The sequence below is a fragment of the Pedobacter sp. UYP1 genome, assembly GCF_040547305.1.
In the GTDB taxonomy this organism is placed as follows: domain Bacteria; phylum Bacteroidota; class Bacteroidia; order Sphingobacteriales; family Sphingobacteriaceae; genus Pedobacter.
The window spans coordinates 1-1244 of the sequence record NZ_JBEPPL010000050.1 but is presented as its reverse complement, the minus strand read 5'-3'; the positions used below and the strand labels follow the sequence as shown (position 1 = coordinate 1244).

At 47.9% G+C, this 1244-nt stretch carries 1 rRNA gene; it reads right to left on the bottom strand.

Going from position 1 to position 1244, the window contains the following annotated elements:
- Nucleotides 1–1201 (bottom strand): 23S ribosomal RNA (locus ABIB30_RS27235); the annotation flags it as partial.
- Nucleotides 1202–1244 lie beyond the last annotated feature (43 nt).

Sequence of the window (1244 nt, the reverse complement as noted above, 5' to 3'; positions counted from 1 at the left end):
AATATTACCCATAGCTTCGGTGTACTACTTTATGCCCGTTTATTATCCATGCACGATCGCTCGACTAGTGAGCTGTTACGCACTCTTTAAATGAATGGCTGCTTCCAAGCCAACATCCTAGCTGTCTATGCAATCGCACCTCGTTAGTTCAACTTAGTAGTAACTTGGGGACCTTAGCTGATGGTCTGGGTTCTTTCCCTCTCGGCCCGTGACCTTAGCACCCCGGGCCTCACTGCAGTGTATATTTAATAGCATTCGGAGTTTGTCTGGATTTGGTAGGATTTGACTCCCCCGCACCCAATCAGTAGCTCTACCTCTATTAAACTCAAACCACCACGCTGTTCCTAAAAACATTTCGGGGAGTACGAGCTATTTCCCAGTTTGATTAGCCTTTCACCCCTACCCACAGATCATCCGGAAACTTTTCAACGTTTATCGGTTCGGTCCTCCAGTACGTGTTACCGCACCTTCAACCTGTCCATGGGTAGATCACAAGGTTTCGCGTCTACCTCCCCTGACTATACGCCCTATTCAGACTCGCTTTCGCTTCGGCTGCGTGTCTTAAACACTTAACCTTGCCAGAGAAGAGTAACTCGTAGGCTCATTATGCAAAAGGCACGCCGTCACGCCACCTGGACGCTCCGACCGCTTGTAAGTACACAGTTTCAGGTTCTATTTCACTCCCCTGTTCGGGGTTCTTTTCACCTTTCCCTCACGGTACTGGTTCACTATCGGTCTCTCAGGAGTATTTAGCCTTACCGGATGGTGCCGGCAGATTCCCACAAGGCGTCTCCGACCTCGCGGTACTCAGGATACTACTAGACTAATGTTACTTACGTGTACGCGGCTCTCACGCTATATTGCCAGGCTTCCCATCCTGTTCCACTTCATTTCATTAATGCCATATTGTAGTCCTACAACCCCAGCTATGCCGTAACATAACTGGTTTGGGCTCTTTCCCGTTCGCTCGCCACTACTTAGGAAATCATTATTATTTTCTCTTCCTCTGCTTACTTAGATGTTTCAGTTCGGCAGGTTTGCGCATCGTAATGCGACTAGTCTTCAACTAGCCAGGTTTCCCCATTCGGAAATCTCCGGATTAATTCATATTTGCTAATCCCCGGAGCTTATCGCAGCTTATCACGTCCTTCATCGCCTCTGAGAGCCAAGGCATCCCCTGTGTACTCTTTCTTACTTTCTTCTCTCCATAGCCTTTTGCGCCTATGGAAATGCTTTTTTTGATT